A 14,433-nucleotide genomic window follows, 5' to 3' on the forward strand; every position below is an offset into this window, starting at 1 on the left:
AGGGTGCCCGCATGGAACCAGTTCAGCGCGGTTCGATACGAGACACCCTGCTCACGTGCCCACTCCTTCAACTTCACGCGCAAAGTTTAGCACGCGTTGACACAGACTTACTCGGAACCAGGAACAGTCTCCAACCCCCGTCATCACTACCGCCGAAGTCTAGTTGCAATTCATTTGCAACAGTTGTTTGGCGGGGTCGGTGCTCGTGGCAGCGCCGCAACCACCCACGCGGAATTCGGGCAGCCCGAGGCAGGTCGTCTACTTCGGACGGCCGTGGGCCGGCACCCGGACGTCGGTGGGTGCCGATTTCAGTGCCGACTTCGCGCGAAATCGGCGAGAGCCCCCTCCCCGCGGGCCGGTCACCGGGCCAGGCGGCCGAGGAGGGCCGAGGCGATGCTGATCATGGTGCCGGCGGCGACGACCAGGACGGCGAAGTCCAGCGACAGGTGGTCGGGCGTGCCGATCAGGAGGCCGCGCAACGCGTCCACCTCGTAGCCGAGCGGGTTCGCGTAGTTTGCCACCTTCAGCCACTCCGGCATCAGATCGACCGGGTACAGGGCGTTGGAGGCGAAGAACAGCGGCATCGTGATCGCCTGCCCGATCCCCATCAGTCGATCCCTGGACAGCACCAGTCCCGCGATGGTGATGGACAGGCAGCAGAAGAACGCCGAGCCGAGGACCACCACCACGGCCATCGCAAGCAGGTTCACCGGGTTGGCGGTGAGGCCGACGCCGAGCAGCGCGGCCAGCACCAGCACCACCAGCGCCTGCACCAGCGCGCGCACCCCGGCGGCGAACGCCTTGCCGGTGACCAGGGCGACCCGCGGCGTGGGCGTGACCAGCAGCTTCGCCAGCACGCCGGCATCCCGTTCCCAGATGATCTGGATGCCGTAGAAGATCGCGATGAACAGCGCCGACTGCGCGAGGATCCCCGGCGCCAGGTAGTCCAGGTACGGGATGTTCCCGGTGGGTATGGACCGCAGCCTGGTGAACACCTCGCCGAAGATCAGCAGCCACAGCGCGGGCTGGATGGCCCTGGTGAATAGCTCGGTCCGGTCGTGCCGCAACTTCTGCAGCTCGACCAGGCACATCGCCGCCACCCGCGCCAACAGCAGGCCCGGCAGACTGCGCCGCACCGGTTCAACCGAGGCGGCTGGAAGTACGTCGGGCCGCGCGGACATCTCGCATCCCTTCCCCCGTTTCGGCGCCGAAGGCGTCGTCGCTGATCGTCCGGAAGACATCGTCGAGCGTGGCGTCCGGCCCCACGGCGGCCTTGAGCTTCGCTGGAGTGCCGCGCGCGCGAATCCGCCCGCGGTGCATGAGGGCGATCTGCTCGCAGTGCTGGTCCGCCTCGTCCATGTAGTGCGTCGTCACCAGCACGGTCATGCCGGTCTCGGCACGGATCTCGCGGATCCGGGCCCACACGCTCTCCCGGCCGATGGGGTCGAGGCCGATCGTGGGCTCGTCCAGCACCAGCAGCTTCGGCCCGCTGACGAGCGCCTGGGCGAGTTCCAGGCGGCGCACCATGCCGCCCGAGTAGGTGTTGGCCAGGCGCTCGGCGGCATCGGCGAGCCCTGCCGCGTCAAGCGCGGCGCGCACCGCGGATCGCCGTTGCGCTCGGGGGACGTCGAAGAGCCGGGCGAACAGCGCGACGTTCTCCCGCCCGGTCAGCGACCCGTCGGCCGAAAGCTGCTGCGGCACATAGCCGATCAGCCGTCGCGCCGCCAGCTTGTGGCGCGCCACGTCGACGCCGAAGACCTCGACCGTTCCCGCTTTGGTGGGCAGGAGCGTGGTGATCGCCCGGATCGTGGTGGTCTTGCCTGCACCGTTAGGCCCCAACAATCCGAACACCTCGCCGGGCCGGACGTCCAGATCAACCCCGTCGACCGCGATCTGGTCGCCGAACGCGTGCCGCAGATCCCTGCACCGCACGGCCATCCGCTCGGTCACCGGCGCCACCTCCTTCCAGGACCTCGACCAACGCGTGCAAACCGCGCAGCGCACCGGAAACCGCCTCCTGGTCTGCTGTGGACAGTTCGGCGAGCGCATCGCCAACGAGGCCGGTTCTCGCCTGCCGCCAGGCCGCGAGCCGATACGCGGCAGTGCCGGTCAGGTTCAGCCGGATCGCGCGGCGGTCGTCGGGATCGGTTTCACGGCGCAGCAAGCCGACGCGGGCGAGCTGGTTGACCAACGTGCTGACGGAGTTCGCCGCCATCCGCAGGTGCAGGGCGGCGGCGGTCACGCTGATGCCCGGCTGCGCTTCGACGACCCGAAGCAGTTCGACCTGGGCACCCCGCAGGTCTGCCGTCGGTAGCTCGGCGCGAAGGCTGCGCCGCACTGTCCGCCGCAGCGCCGCGATCACGGTCATCAGCTCGTCGGCGACGACCCGCGCGTCCACATAGCCCACACGACCACGTTACCTCGCATTGAGAGGTATTCGCGCAAACAAGCGTTTTCCAGCCTCAGCTCGAATAGCGGTGCAGGTAAAGGCGCAACGCGAGTTGCAGAAGTGGTTCTTGTTAAACCGAGGAGAAAATTGGCCAGTGGTTAAGCGTTTCCGAACACCCTGAAGGTCGCAGAGTTGGCTCGGCGCGCTGCCCTTCGCCCTGCTGGGCTTGGTCGTCGGCTTCCAGGCCGGGCCGAATGCCACGGCGGCCACGACCGGGGCTGGCTCTGACAGGTCGCGTGCTTTTGGTTGCTACAGGGAGTGGCTTGTTGTTCCACTGCGCTTGGGATCCTGGAGCAGGGGTTGTTGATACGCCGAACAGGTGGTTGCCGGGACGCTATTTCCAAGCGGTATCGGCTAGCTCTGGCAGGTCCACTGCGCGGGTCTGAGGAGGGCGCTTATATTAAAGCAACTGTCGTACCGTGTGGAGCCGGTCATCGGTTCTGGCTGAGGGCATGGCTGCGGCGTAGCGCTGTGCCCGTTCGATAGCTTCGCGGGCGGCGTCCAGATCACCGGTTCCGGCGTAGGATTCAGCAAGCCACGAAAGATAAAGTGCTACCTCCCTAGCATGATCGGGAGGGTAGTTCGCGACAGCGTTCGACAGGAGTGGTTCGGCATCGTGGGGCCTGCCCAGCTCGATCATGCAGCGACCCGCCATGATGTCGATCTCGGATCGGTTGAGCCAATAAACCCATTCTGGCTCAGGTCCGTCGTCGCCTCGTCGTTCGTATGAGTCGTTCACGGCACCAAGCGCCTGCCAGGTGCCATGGATGTCTTTGGCCTTGACCGAGGCCCATGCCAGGCGTTCGAGCAGGAGTGCGCGAACAACGGGCGTTGCCCCGTCTGCACCCTTCACCGCAGTCCGAGCCAAAAGCACCGCATCCCGTGGGTTACCGACGTTTGCGACCTGATAGCTCAGGCTCGACAACAACTGGGCTCCAAGAACGCGATCGGGCGCTTCACCGGCCGCACCCACGCCTGAGATGTACAGCCGCTGCGCTTCGGCGTAACGGCCCGCATCGCTTGCGATCCAGCCAGCGAGCTGGGCCAGTTCTCCAATGGCCGTGAACAGACGTTGGCCCACTGGCTCTGAGAAGCTCGCCGACCGCACAAGCCTGTCGGCTTCCCCCAGTTCTTTCGACACAGCAGGCAAGAGATCCTGGCTGCTCACCACATCATCGAGATGACGAAGCTCGATCACGCGGGTTTCCAGCTCCTCCGCCAGAGAATCACCCACCCGCCGACCGGAGCGGAATTGAACGGCAATCGGTGACTCGGAAACCAGCCATTCATGGGCGATCCGCAACGGATCACTCGGAGCGGGCCGCAACGGCACGCCGAGCACCTGTTCGTAGGCGTCGACCACATCCGGCGCAACCGACCTTTTCCCGGTTTCGACCATGCTCAAGTACGACTTGGCGAAGTGCGTGCGATGCGCCATCCGAGACAAGCTCAACCCCGCAGCATCGCGCGCAGCCCGCAAGTCCGCGCCCGTCATCAGCCTCGCCCCCGTTGTGAACACCAGTGAACAGCCAAACCCTACCGCTTACTGTCCGTGCCTACGAAACTACTTACAGGCAGTCCTCGCTGATCGTTTCACTTTCAGCGTTTTCCTCCGGAAGTGTTCCCCCGACCGATTGGCGGGGACTGCCCCACCAACTGAGCATCGCGAAGCAACGACCGACGGCACCACGAATAGAGGCTCCCATGACGACGACGCAGGCAGCATGGCTGCGCTACTTCTGGCGACCAGTTCCGGACGACACGAGTACCTACGGCCTGGTTCGGCATGCGTTCTTCGGCGCCAGCGCGAACGCGGGCCCATCCGCGATATCCGTCTGCGACGAGAGTTTCGCCCTCGCTAAGCCGTCCGAAATCGACTGGATTCACGCTCCGACCTGTTCGCGTTGCAACGAGGCCCTGAAGGAGATGAAGGTTCATGCGCCGATGACGACGCATACCTTCCACCACCATCGTGGATGACTGAACATGTTGGAATGGGCTGATATCTCTGCCGTGGCCGTGCCGGAGACCGTTACTTTCCACAACGGGAAGTCGATCACGGTTTACCGGATACCCGCTATGCGGAAAGGGCCGCTGATGCGTCGGGACCGGCGCGGTGCGTACCTGGTTTACCTGTACTCGTCGTCCGTATTCCGCTGGTATGCAGGAGAAAGCACTGTCCGGATCTACCACGGCGACATCGATTGCTCCGACGAGTACCCGCTGCCCTGGACCGTCGAGATCGACACGGCCTGGGACCCCACCACCCTCACCCACCGCGCTGCGCAGTGGGTCCGAGCCCACTGCGCGCAGTTCGAGAAGAAGAAACGAGGCTGAAATGCTCGGCGACGACCGCTGGACCGACCCCGACGGCACTGTGCACATCATCCGGCCCAACACCAGCCCGGCGCTCACCGTGTGCCGTCAACTCGCCGAAGGCGAACCCGCTCGGGCCCGCATCGGTTGCGATGCCTGCGTGCTGACCACCGCTGTGGAGCTGGAGAACCAACGACTGGAGCAGATCCGGACCCGGCTCGTGCAGGAACGCGAAGCCGTGCTCAGCGAAGGAGCGTGAGGGTGCCGTTTCGGCTGGCATCAGGTCCCGTGAGAGCTTCTGAGGGCCGTTGAGGTTGTCTTGGAACTGGCCCTGCCGGGCGGTTCCGCTGCCCGCCCTAGCGGGAGTGGTCTGGCTCTGCCTGGCCAACCGGTGTGAAGCGAACGGCCTGTCCACTCAGGTAGGTGACACGAACGGTCCGTTCGCTCCGTTCTAGGCGCCCTACCGGGTGTCGCGCGGATGCGGACGTGGTGTCAGGGCCGCCGCGAGGGGCCTCGTCTCCTCGTTGGCCGCGCGCACCGCGTCGGCCACGATCTCGTGGTCCGGCGAGAGGATGCAGACCGGGTCGGTGCGGGCGGCGTCCCCCGTGAGCAGGAAAGCTTGGCAGCGGCAGCCGCCGAAGTCGATCTCGCGACGGGGGCAGCTCCGGCACGGCTCGGGCATCCAGTCGGTGCCGCGGAAGCGCTGGAACACCGGCGATTCCGCCCAGATCCAGGCGAGCGACTTCTCGCGCACGCTCGCGCGCGGCAACGGCAGGGTGTGCGCGGCGGGGCAGGGGAGGACGTCGCCGTTGGGCGTCACGGTGAGTTGTCGCCGTCCCCAACCGTCCATGCAGGGCTTTGGATACTGTGTGTAGTAGTCGGGGAGGATGTAGATGATCGTTGTCTTCCCCTCCAGGCGCTTGTTCGCTGCGCGCACGACGGCCGCCGCCCGATCGATCTGCTCCCTGCTGGGCAGGAGCGCGGAGCGGTTGTGCAAGGCCCAGCCGTAGTACTGGGTGTTCGCCAACTCGATGCGGTCGGCGTGCAACCGCTCGGCCAGGGCGATGATGTCGGCGATGCGGTCGATGTTCATCCGGTGCAGGACGATGTTCAACGTCAGCGGCCAGCCCAGCTCCTTCACCAGCCGAGCAGCCGCGATCTTGCGCTCGAAGGAGCGCGTGCCCGCGATGTTGTCGGACGCGGTTGCCTCGTGGGCCTGGATGCTGATTTGCACGTGGTCGAGACCGGCAGCCCGCAGCTGTTCCGCGCGGCGCTGCGAGAGACCGATCGCGCTCGTGATGAGGTTCGTGTACAGGCCCAACTCGTTGGCGCTGCGCGCTATCTCCACCACGTCCCGGCGTTGCAGCGGCTCGCCACCCGACATGTGGACCTGCACGACGCCCAGCTCGCGTGCCTCGGTCAGCACCCGCCGCCACTGCGCCGTGGTCAGTTCTTCCCCGTAGTCGGCCAGGTTGAGCGGGTTGGAGCAGTACGGGCAGTGCAGCGGGCACGCATACGTGAGCTCGGCCAGCAAACCGAACGGGCTAGTCATCGTCGACCTCCACGTACCGCTTGGCGGCGAGGCGCGTGAGGAAACCCAGCACCTCGTCGCATGCCACGTGGTCGGACTGGCCACGCAGCTCGGCCACGATCTCGGCGACCGTTCGCCGCCCGTCGCACAGGCCCAGCACGGCCGCGCCGGTCGGGTTCAGGACCGATACTGACTCCGGTGCCAACAGCATGTGCCGCTTGCGCACCTGGTCGAAGACCAGGCGCACGTACGACGCCATCCTGGGGCGGCTCGCCGATTCCACTGCCGTGCTCATAGCGCTCCCGCATCGCCGGAGTCGGGAAAAGCTTGGTCGATGGCATCGAGGACGCTCCACAGAACTTCGCACTTGAATGACAGCGCCGCCACGGCGCGCGCCTGCTCGTCGGCCGAGCGGCAGTGCTCGGTCACCACCTGCAAGGCGTGTTCGGCGTCGCGGGGCGCTTGGGCCAGGCGGGACCGGAAGTAGCCGAGGCCGTCGCGGTCGATCCAGGGGTAGAGGTGTTCGAACGCGGCGAGCCGGTCGGCCATCAGCTCCGGTGCGAAGAGCTCGGTCAGCGAGGACGCCACCGCCTCGACCCACGGCCGCGTGCGGGCGAAGGTCACGTACGCGTCTACGGCGAACCGCACCCCGGGGACGAGATGGCGCTCGTCGAGCACCTCCGCCCGGCCCAGCCCCACCGCCTCGGCCAGACGCAGCCAGGCGCCGATGCCGCCTTCGTCGCCAGTCGTGCCGTCGTGGTCGAGGACTCGCAGGACCCACCGCCGACGCACTTCGCGGTCCGGGCAGTTGGCGAGGATGGCGGCATCTTTGCGGGGGATGTTCGCCTGGTAGTAGAAGCGGTTGGCCACCCACCCCCGGATCTGACGACGGCTCAGCCGCCCCTCGTTCATCTTGACGTGGAACGGGTGCTGGTCGTGGTAGCGCCGCGACTGGGCACGCAGCTGCGCGGTGAAGCTGCCGGTTCCGGTAAGCGTCGTCACGCCACTCGCACCTCCAGTCCGTCCGCGGCCACTTCCATGCCGCGCTGCTCGACGGCACGCCGCTCGGGTGCGTCGTCCAGCAGGATCGGGTTGGTGTTGTTGATGTGGATGTAGATCTTGCGCGCGATGGGCAGCGGTGACAGCTGTTCGAGGCTGCCCCCGGGGTCACCGATCGGAAGGTGCCCCATGTCGCGCGCCGTCTTCCGGGCCAAGCCGAGCCGGATCAGCTCGTCGTCGTGCCAGCAGGTCCCGTCGACGAGCAGGCAGCTGCAGTCGTCGAGCTCCGAGCGCACTTCGGCGGTGAGCTCCTGCACCCCCGGCAGGTACACCACCGCCCGGCCGCTGGACTCGCTGGTCAGCCGGTAGCCCACGACCCGCCCCTGCTCGCGGCCTGCCCTGAATCGGGGCGGTTTGCTGGTGGGGACGTTGAAGGCCCGGTAGGAAAGCCCGCCCTCCAAGGGCACGTCGGCGCCCGGAACGACCGGTCGCCAGGTGACCTGGCAGTAGGCCTCAAGCGTGCGCAGCACTGCTGTCCCATCGCACAACGTCTCCTGCACCGCGGGCGTGGCGTGCAGCTCGATGGCTTTCGCCTCCCGCAACAGCAACATGCCGAGCGTGTGGTCGATCTCGGCGTCGGTGAGCAGCACCGCGCGCAGCGGTGTCGCCCGCCCGCCACCCGGCTGCAGGGCGGCGAAAACCTCGATCTGGGCCCGGATGTCGGGAGATGCGTTGAACAGGAACCACTTCCGGTAGTCACCGCTCACCGCGATCGCCGACTGGGTGCGCGGCCGGCAGGGCCGGGAACCGTCGCGGACGGCGCGGCAGTTCGGGCAGGCGCAGTTCCACTGCGGAAAGCCGCCGCCCGCTGCCGATCCGAGTACCCGCACCCACATTCCGCTCCTCCGCCCATGCATTCGGAACCAGTGCCGATCGCGGCTGTGAGCTTCTGGCCTGTAGCAACCCAGAAGCCTCACGACCCGGGCGCCGGACTCGACCCCGGCGCCCGTGCCTCAGCCACCGGTCCTCCGGCTGCTAGTCCTCCCATCGCGCGACGTACATGTACATCGTCACTTCGGATGTGCACTGGAGCTCCTCGAACTCCGGTGGCTCCCAGTCGACTTCGGCGAACTCGGGGGGCTCCCATTCAAGAGTTGGCCGAGTTGCAACGGATTCCATGACTGCACCTCCTCCCTGCGGACGTCCGACCCGAATCCGGGACTATTCCTGCGGAAGCGCGAAGGCGAAGAGGGCGTCCCCGTGGGGAGCCCCGAGCATCCCGGGGAGGAATCCTTCGACCCATGCGCCCCACCCGACCGGCACGGCCAGGTACTGCCTGCCGTCGATGCTGTAGGTCGTGGGGTTGCTGTGGTGGCCGCAGCCAGTCTGGAACTGCCACAGCAGCTCGCCGGTGCGCGCGTCGAAGGCGTTGAACTCCCCGGTGGGTTCGCCCGCGAACACCAGGTCCCCGCCGGTGGCCAGCACCGAACCGCACATCGGCACCTCGTTGCGCCAGCGCCACACCTCGTTGCCGTTGGACAGATCGAATGCCGATACCGACCCCGCCATGTCGTCGGAGTCCACGGTGACGCTCGCACCCCAGTAGGGGATGCTCTCCTTGAACTCCCGGCGCCGACGCGTGACCGCCGCGCCGACGTCTTGGACCGGGACGTAGCACAGCTGCGTCCGCGGGCTGTACGCCGCGTGCGTCCATTCCTTTCCGCCAGCCGGTCCCGGCCAGAAGTGAACCTCTTCCCCTTCCTTCTCGGGATAGACCTTGGGCGTCACCTTGCCGTTCGGGTCGATCTCGCCCCACGTGATGCGGTCGACGAAGGGCGCCACCCGGACCAGTTCGCCGTTCGTGCGGTCGAGGACGAAGAAGTACCCGTTCTTGTCGAAGTGCGCCAGCAGCTTGCGCCCGTCCAGCTCGAAGAGGATGTGCTCCATCGTGCTGTCGTAGTCCCAGAGGTCGTGCGGGTTGTACTGGTAGTGCCAGCGGATCTCGCCGTTGTCCGGGTCCACGGCGATGACGCTGTCGGTGTAGAGGTTGTCGCCCTCGCGGAGGCCCCCGTCGAAGTCGGGTGCCGGGTTGCCGGTTCCCCAGTACATGAGGTTCAGCTCCGGGTCGAAGGTGCCCGTGACCCAGCAGTTGCCGCCGCCCCGCGTCCAGGCCGGACCGTCCGGCCAGGTTTCGGAGCCTCGTTCGCCGGGCTTCGGCACGGTGTAGCACCGCCAGACGTGCCGCCCGGTGTCCAGCTCGAAGGCATCGAGGTGGCCGCGCACGCCGAACTCCCCGCCGGAGCTCCCGACGACGACCATGTCCTTGACGACCAGCGGCGCGACCGTGGCGCTCTCACCGGCCCGCACGTCGCCGTACGTCACGTCCCAAACGAGCTCGCCGTTGGTGGCGTCGAGCGCGATCACGTGGGCGTTGAGCGTGACGACGAAGACCTTCCCCTTCGCCACCGCGACCCCGCGGTTGACGTTTCCACAGCACAGCGACGTGTCGTAGGGGATGGCGTGCTTATACCGCCACAGCTCCTGCCCGGTCCGGCCGTCGATGGCCCACACGAAGCCGTCCCACCCGGAGACGAACATGATGCCGTCCACGATGATCGGGGCGGCCTCGAACGAGTAGGTCGACGGACCCGCGTGGAGACCGGCCGACCCGGACTGGAACACCCATGCGGGGACGAGGCGCTTGACGTTTTCGGTGTTGATCTGGTCCAGCGGGCTGTACCGCTTCCCGTCGTAGGCGCCGTAGTAGGTGAGCCAGTTCTGCGGTTCCGAGCGGGCCTGCAGAATCCGGTCGTACGTGACGTCCTGGACCACCGGCGGCGCAATGCCAGCCAGACCGCTCAGCGATGCCTGGCCGACGGCCCGCCCTGCATCCACGTATTCCGTCATCACCCGCTCCTTCCTATGGTCGTGGCTGGTCCGGGCGGTCGAGGCGAGCCTGCTGCGGGACATCCCCCAGCACGACGATCACTCCGATCAGGCCGCGGCCCTCGTCGTTGCCGATGGGCGAGCTGTACCAGTAGTAGCCCGGGCCATCGAGGTTCAGCGCGGCGGTTGCCCGGGATTGGACCGGCAACCAGACGAACTGGCTGTCGCCGTTGCTCGGAAAGAGCGCGCAGTGCGTGTTCAGGTCATCGTTGAAGATCTCGAGTTCCAGGTCGCCCCCGTGCGGCAGGACGAGGATCTCGGGATCCCAGACCAGCTCGTCCGGCGGAATCCGGATCTGGGCGTGCATGCGGCCCTCGGCGCCCTCTTCGGCATAACCGAGGTTGCCGTGTGTTGCCAGCCGGCCGAGTGCCGCCTTGTTCTGCCTGTCCAATCCGATCTTGCTCACGAGTGCCGACAGATCTTCTGCGGTCGCCATCGGCTTCATCTCCTAATCCCGAATGCTCCACCGTTGGGGTGCTGCCGCCGGTGGACGACGGGTTCTTGCTTGCTTCCCAGGTGACTCACCTGGTTCCGGGTGGCGGTCGATCTGGCCTGCCACGCGGAAAGTGGTTTGTGGGGAACGAGAATCATCCCACACCCGGTCGCCGCGCCGTTCCCCGAACCGGCTTCCGGCGTTGAACCACGCCGAGGAGTTTCAGCGCAGAAACCGGTTTCCGCCCAGCCGCCAGCAAGCGGCACGGTCGGCTCAGTCGAGAAATCCCCAACGGCAACCGCGCAGCGAGCGGGCCGGGTATCGCCGCAAGGCCACCGCTACCGGTTGCGCCCGGCGCAACCCGCACGGCCAGCCTCGTCTGGACCACCCGACACCTCCCGCCGCGTGTGTCCTACCGCAGGTGAAGGGTAACTCCGCCGCCGCGCTTGCGTAAGTCGCACAAGCTGGTGTGCACGCGGGCGCACGGGCCGGATTGCCTGCTCCCACAACATCATTCGCTCGCGTCGCGGGGTGGATCCGCTGGCTGGAGCTCGACCGGCGCGGGTCCCGGCACCGCGGCTTCCTCCTGGTGCGCTGGTGGGATGGCACGGGGCGGGGCGGGTTCCGGTGGTTCGGCGTAGACGTACTTGCCGCCGCGCAGCCAGGATGCGATCGCGGCGACCAGGCAGGCGGCCACCGCGAATCCGAACGCCATGGTCAGCCCCTGGGAGAACGGCGGGGAGATCAGCGCGGGGAAGAAGCTCCGGCCGGTGAGGTACGCGGCGTGGTCGGCGGGCAGCTGCTGTAGCGCGCTCGGGCCGAGCAGGGATTGGATCGGGTTGTAGCCGAGCAGTGCGGCGAACAGGACCGCAACAGGCGGGAGGTCCGCCACACGCGTTGCGTCAGCCGCGGGCACGCCTTGCGCGATCAACCCGCTGGACAGCGTTTGCGGCAGCGTCTGGGCCAGACCGGAGATCATCAGGCTGAAGAACACCCCGATGGAAAGCACCATCGCCGAGTTCTGGAACGTCGTGCTCATGCCCGCGCCCACGCCCCGCCGCTGCGGCGGCAGACTGTTCATGATGGCTGCGCGGTTCGGCGAGGCGAACAGGCCCATGCCGATCCCGTTGAGCAGCAGGATGCAGGCGAACGCCGGGTAGGGGAAGTTCGCCGGGAGCAACGCCAGCAGCACGAAGCTCACCGCTGCCAGCAGCATCCCGCCGGTGGCGAAGGGCCGCGCTCCCCACCGGTCGGACAACCACCCCGACACCGGGCCCGCCACCAGGAACCCGATGGTCATCGGAAGCATGTAGATGCCCGCCCACAGGGGAGTGGACTCGAAACCGTAACCGTGCTGCGGCAACCAGATGCCCTGCAACCAGATCACGAGGATGAACATCAGCCCGCCGCGGCCGATGCCGGAGAGCAGGTTGGCGATGTTCCCGGCGGTGAACGCCCGAATCCGCAACAGCGAGAGGCGGAACATCGGTTCCGCCACGCGGGTTTCGACCACGCAGAATACCGCCAGCACCAGCAGCCCGGCGGCCATCGTGGCCAGCACTCGCGGATTCGTCCAGCCCATGACGTGGCCGTCGTAGGGCTGGATGCCGTAGGTGATTGACACCAGGACGGCCACCAGCCCGATCGCGAAGGTCAGGTTGCCCCACCAGTCCGGCCGCGAATGTTCGGTGGTGCCGGTGTCTCGCAGCTTCCAGTACGCCCAGCAGGTGCCGAACAACCCGACCGGAACCGACACCAGGAAGACCAGGTGCCACTGCACCGGCGCCAGCAGCCCGCCGAGGATCAGGCCGATGAACGACCCCGCGATGCCCGCCACCTGGTTCAGCCCCAACGCCAATCCGCGTTGCTCTACGGGGAAAACGTCGGTGAGGATCGCGCTGGAGTTCGCCATCAGCATCGCGCCGCCGACCCCTTGCAGAACGCGCATGCCGATCAGCCACAGTGCCCCGGCCGTGCCGTGCATCCAGGTAATCGACAGCAACACGGAGAACACCGTGAACACGGCGAAACCGGCGTTGTACATGCGGACTCGGCCGACCATGTCGCCCAGCCGCCCGAAGGTGACCACCAGCACCGCGGTGACCACCAGGTAGCCCAGGATCAGCCACAGCAGCAGGCCGGTGTTGCCGGGCTCCAACGGGTTGATCCGGATGCCACGGAAGATGTCCGGCAACGCGATGATCAGGATCGACATGTTGATCGTCACCATCAGCACGCCCAGCGTCGTGTTGGACAGCGCGATCCACTTGTAGCGCGGGCCGACCGGGTCCGCTCCGACCCGCAGACATCGTGCCGGCAGCGAGTCCACCGGCAGTTCGGCCGGCTCCGATGACGATGCCATCGCCATCACTTCCCTCACCAGGAGAAGTATTTACTGCACGAAACTAACCTTACTGTTGGTTGCGTCGTGCAACAAGTGGGCGCGGTGATCAGCCGTGCGGATATGGCACCAGCTCGCCCAGTGCTTTGTCCGCGGCCGCGAGTTTCGTCAGACGCCACAAGGCTTTGGTGGCCCCGTCGACCTCTCGTGGATCGAGCTGCCCCAGCAGGCGGGAGAGGGTTTCGCGCCGGGACGCTAGCACTCGGTGTACCAGCTCGTCGCCCGCCGCGGTGAGGGCGAGAGTGACCACGCTGCGGTTGTCCGGCTCGCGGGTCCGGGAGAGCAGGCCGACGAGCTCCAAGCGGTCGCCGAGGCGCGTCACCGATGAGGCGTTCAACCCCAGGGCTGCCGCGGCCCGCGAAGACGGAAGCGGCCCCCTGTCCGCGAGCGCCGCGAGGAGCCGGAACTGCGGGAGGGTCACGGTCTCGCTCGCCAGGCTGCTGGTCGCGAGCCCCACCAACATGCGCGTCGCCGCTTCGAACGCGTCGATGGCGTCCGCGTGGCGCTTCCTGGGCGCGGCATCCCGGGAGGGCGAAGGCTTCATGGAAGCAAGACTTGCACATTGCAAATACGCATGTCAAGCTGGGTCTAGCACCGAAATGTACTTGGGAGGTGCATCATGACGAGCCAGCAGATTCCCATCGCGGGACATCCTGATCTGACGGAACTCCGGTCCCGCTACGAGCACATCGCCGAGACCCCCATCGCGCAGGCTGCGTACGGCTTGATGATTTTGGCCGGGCTGTACGTCGCCCTATCGCCGTGGATCGTCGGCTTCGCGGGCATGAGCCCGCTCGCGATCAACAACCTGATCATCGGTCTCACCGTCGCCGGGCTGGCGGTTGGCTACGCCTCGGCCTTCGGCCGGCTGCACGGCGTCGCATGGCTGGTCCCCATCCTCGGGGTCTGGACGATCATCGCGCAATGGGTCATCAGCGGTGCCGTCGCGACGATGCCGGTCGTGATCAGCAACGTGGTCAGCGGCGCCATCGTGGTGCTGCTGGGGATCGCAGCCGCAGGCCTTGTCCTGCAGCACCGCTGAAGCCCGGCGAAGCGGTGCGCCCGGTGACCGCCGGCATGCGAATGCCGGTGGTCACCACCGTGATCGCCACGTCCCGGGTGCAGCACTCCGCGCCGACGACGCGGACCTGGGTTCGGGCCGACGAGTTCGGGGACGATGTCGCCGCCGAAGTAGTTGTCCACGCCCAGTTCGGTCCTGCTGAGCCAACCGAAGTCTCCGCAGGGCACGTCGGCGATGGACCGCACGCCGCGCCGGCGAAACAGGGCCGGGATCTCAGCGCGCAGACGTGCCGTGGCGGCGTCCTCCGAGCCCTGCCCGGACACCGACTCCGGGCTGC

General features: G+C 67.1%; 17 protein-coding genes. 4 read left to right on the plus strand and 13 right to left on the minus strand.

Annotated features, from left to right (window positions below):
* Positions 1-359: 359 nt before the first annotated feature.
* From ACWDKQ_RS08695 to ACWDKQ_RS08710, 4 genes are all read right to left on the minus strand, one after another.
* A complete protein-coding gene (locus tag ACWDKQ_RS08695) occupies positions 360-1,181 on the minus strand; it encodes an ABC transporter permease (protein ID WP_450138148.1) in 822 nt (273 codons plus the stop codon).
* Positions 1,141-1,950, minus strand: a complete 810-nt coding sequence (locus tag ACWDKQ_RS08700; protein WP_450138149.1) for an ABC transporter ATP-binding protein — start codon at positions 1,948-1,950, stop codon at positions 1,141-1,143. Before ACWDKQ_RS08700 ends, ACWDKQ_RS08695 begins: the two co-directional genes overlap by 41 nt.
* Complete coding sequence (locus ACWDKQ_RS08705) at positions 1,874-2,407, minus strand: MarR family winged helix-turn-helix transcriptional regulator (protein ID WP_450138150.1); 534 nt, start codon at positions 2,405-2,407, stop codon at positions 1,874-1,876. The genes ACWDKQ_RS08700 and ACWDKQ_RS08705 overlap by 77 nt, the downstream gene beginning before the upstream one ends.
* 442 nt (positions 2,408-2,849) lie before the next feature.
* On the minus strand, positions 2,850-3,944 hold the full coding sequence (locus ACWDKQ_RS08710) for a helix-turn-helix domain-containing protein (RefSeq protein ID WP_450138151.1): 1,095 nt from the start codon (positions 3,942-3,944) through the stop codon (positions 2,850-2,852).
* Between the two features lie 209 nt (positions 3,945-4,153).
* On the opposite strand from ACWDKQ_RS08710, the gene ACWDKQ_RS08715 reads away from it, so the two are divergent.
* The 3 genes from ACWDKQ_RS08715 to ACWDKQ_RS08725 are packed head-to-tail and all read left to right on the plus strand — an operon-like array spanning position 4,154 to position 5,024.
* Positions 4,154-4,429, plus strand: a complete 276-nt coding sequence (locus tag ACWDKQ_RS08715) for a hypothetical protein (RefSeq protein ID WP_450138152.1) — start codon at positions 4,154-4,156, stop codon at positions 4,427-4,429.
* A 6-nt stretch (positions 4,430-4,435) separates the two neighbouring features.
* Positions 4,436-4,786, plus strand: coding sequence for a hypothetical protein (locus tag ACWDKQ_RS08720; RefSeq protein ID WP_450138153.1), 351 nt, complete (start codon positions 4,436-4,438; stop codon positions 4,784-4,786).
* A 1-nt stretch (position 4,787) separates the two neighbouring features.
* Positions 4,788-5,024 (plus strand): hypothetical protein, encoded by a 237-nt coding sequence (locus ACWDKQ_RS08725; RefSeq protein ID WP_450138154.1) that lies wholly within the window; start codon positions 4,788-4,790, stop codon positions 5,022-5,024.
* Between the two features lie 201 nt (positions 5,025-5,225).
* Here ACWDKQ_RS08725 and pqqE read toward each other — a convergent pair whose 3' ends face one another.
* The 9 genes from pqqE to ACWDKQ_RS08770 form a co-directional block, all read right to left on the minus strand.
* Positions 5,226-6,317 carry a pyrroloquinoline quinone biosynthesis protein PqqE gene (pqqE, locus tag ACWDKQ_RS08730; RefSeq protein ID WP_450138155.1) on the minus strand — a complete coding sequence of 364 codons (1,092 nt, stop codon included), beginning with the start codon at positions 6,315-6,317 and terminating at the stop codon, positions 5,226-5,228.
* Positions 6,310-6,591 carry a pyrroloquinoline quinone biosynthesis peptide chaperone PqqD gene (pqqD, locus tag ACWDKQ_RS08735; RefSeq protein WP_450138156.1) on the minus strand — a complete coding sequence of 94 codons (282 nt, stop codon included), beginning with the start codon at positions 6,589-6,591 and terminating at the stop codon, positions 6,310-6,312. The genes pqqE and pqqD overlap by 8 nt, the downstream gene beginning before the upstream one ends.
* Positions 6,588-7,298, minus strand: coding sequence for a pyrroloquinoline-quinone synthase PqqC (pqqC, locus tag ACWDKQ_RS08740; RefSeq protein ID WP_450138157.1), 711 nt, complete (start codon positions 7,296-7,298; stop codon positions 6,588-6,590). Before pqqC ends, pqqD begins: the two co-directional genes overlap by 4 nt.
* Positions 7,295-8,191, minus strand: coding sequence for a pyrroloquinoline quinone biosynthesis protein PqqB (gene pqqB, locus ACWDKQ_RS08745; RefSeq protein WP_450138158.1), 897 nt, complete (start codon positions 8,189-8,191; stop codon positions 7,295-7,297). Before pqqB ends, pqqC begins: the two co-directional genes overlap by 4 nt.
* 139 nt (positions 8,192-8,330) lie before the next feature.
* On the minus strand, positions 8,331-8,474 hold the full coding sequence (pqqA, locus tag ACWDKQ_RS08750) for a pyrroloquinoline quinone precursor peptide PqqA (RefSeq protein WP_190823534.1): 144 nt from the start codon (positions 8,472-8,474) through the stop codon (positions 8,331-8,333).
* 42 nt (positions 8,475-8,516) lie between these two features.
* Positions 8,517-10,202, minus strand: coding sequence for a PQQ-dependent dehydrogenase, methanol/ethanol family (locus ACWDKQ_RS08755; protein WP_450138159.1), 1,686 nt, complete (start codon positions 10,200-10,202; stop codon positions 8,517-8,519).
* A gap of 13 nt (positions 10,203-10,215) precedes the next feature.
* Positions 10,216-10,677: an MSMEG_3727 family PQQ-associated protein gene (locus ACWDKQ_RS08760; protein ID WP_450138160.1), complete on the minus strand. Its 462-nt coding sequence runs from the start codon at positions 10,675-10,677 to the stop codon at positions 10,216-10,218.
* A gap of 508 nt (positions 10,678-11,185) precedes the next feature.
* Positions 11,186-12,904, minus strand: coding sequence for an MFS transporter (locus ACWDKQ_RS08765; protein WP_450138211.1), 1,719 nt, complete (start codon positions 12,902-12,904; stop codon positions 11,186-11,188).
* 220 nt (positions 12,905-13,124) lie between these two features.
* Positions 13,125-13,619 (minus strand): MarR family winged helix-turn-helix transcriptional regulator, encoded by a 495-nt coding sequence (locus ACWDKQ_RS08770; protein ID WP_450138161.1) that lies wholly within the window; start codon positions 13,617-13,619, stop codon positions 13,125-13,127.
* A 75-nt stretch (positions 13,620-13,694) separates the two neighbouring features.
* Here ACWDKQ_RS08770 and ACWDKQ_RS08775 point away from each other — a divergent pair, with 75 nt between their 5' ends.
* Positions 13,695-14,117, plus strand: a complete 423-nt coding sequence (locus ACWDKQ_RS08775) for an SPW repeat protein (RefSeq protein WP_450138162.1) — start codon at positions 13,695-13,697, stop codon at positions 14,115-14,117.
* Positions 14,118-14,433: the final 316 nt, after the last annotated feature.

The sequence above is a fragment of the Saccharopolyspora sp. NPDC000995 genome (genome assembly GCF_053599315.1).